Here is a 1,403-nt window from a genome sequence, read left to right on the forward strand (position 1 = left end):
AAATACAGGGCTACTAAAGAAAAGATCATTATGGGGTTAAAAAAAACAGCAAGAACTTTTAATCGCTATTGTAATTTACTGGCAGATGACCATGCAGATATCCCTGCTCAGGATCTGGATATGATCGCGTCCCATTTAGATTGCACTGCAGATGAACTGAAAAACTATAAAGTAAACAAATCTACGGTGATGTATAAAATCAAACGTAGAGCCCGAAAAGTGGTATAATCTTTACACACCTCTTTTCTTTGATACATAGCAATAGCGCATTTTCGCCTACCTCTTGCGCTGTTATGAATCTATTGTATGTACTATTGTTTCTATTAAGGAAACGCCAGTTACATTTCTGATTACCATTATCATTGACATACGGTTTAATGCTTTTACATATAAAAGCATGGGGATGCCTGTTTTACAGGCATAGGCTTGTAGTGTCTTTGTGTGACTACTTTAAAAAAAAACATGATCATTTAAAACGATACGTATGATCACCAAACAGCATATTTTACAGAAAACTCATTATGGGTTAAAGATCTTTGCCTATATCCTTCGGCAGTATTACCCGAAAGAAACAGTGCTTAGAGTGAGTGCAAACAAGTGTAGACCAACATATAATCCTTTTTCCAAACATCAAAGAAAAACGTTACAGATTAAAATTGTAAATCATTGTGCCACCTATATTGATTTAGAAGATACTATTTATAAGGGAGATGTGTTTGACTTTGCGCAATTGTATTTTAAAGTAGATACAGATACAGAACTAGAGTTGTTACTAAAGATCAATGATACTTTACATTTGAACTTAGAAACAAAGTTATCCAGGTATAGCTTACGACAAGCATATATTCAGAAGTATCTGGACATGATCCCTGATACCAAATGGGAACCACGGTTTAGCTATTTTTCTAAAAACCTCTATAATCTTATTCCCTCCAGAACCATTGGATTGTTAGACGTGTACCAGATGCTTACGGACACCTCCCGTAAGTATCGTACTGCACATTTACGTAAACTTTCTTCAGAAAAAGAACAAAAAGAGTATAAGAAAAAGCATTTTGACTATGTTACTTTTTCCGGAGTGTTTACCAGGCGAAACAATAATGCACTTCGTACACATTCCAAACTCTTAACCATTGATATCGATGGGATTCCGAATGCTACAGAATTAATGGATATTAAAAAGATACTATTAAAAGATCCCTATTTTCCTTCTCAACTGTTATTTATGTCCCCAAGGGGAAATGGTTTAAAATGGATTATCAAAATAGCCTTGGATGAAGTTTCTCATACCGAATACTTTCAGGCAGTAATCAACTATGTAAAGGAAACCTATACCATCCAGATAGACACTTCGGGTAGTGATGTCAGCCGGGGGTGTTTGTTACCCTATGACCCTAATCCAT

2 protein-coding genes are annotated in these 1,403 nt (G+C 35.4%); both read left to right on the top strand.

Features of this window, described 5'->3' with window-relative positions; genetic code table 11:
* Positions 1–228, top strand: a 228-nt coding sequence (locus Z054_RS29570; protein ID WP_035093852.1) for a hypothetical protein, incomplete at its 5' end; no start/stop codon positions are given.
* 256 nt (positions 229–484) lie between these two features.
* On the top strand, positions 485–1,403 hold a 919-nt coding region (locus Z054_RS30755), incomplete at its 3' end, for a BT4734/BF3469 family protein (RefSeq protein ID WP_051473953.1).

It is taken from the genome of Aquimarina macrocephali JAMB N27 (assembly GCF_000520995.1).
In the GTDB taxonomy this organism is placed as follows: domain Bacteria; phylum Bacteroidota; class Bacteroidia; order Flavobacteriales; family Flavobacteriaceae; genus Aquimarina; species Aquimarina macrocephali.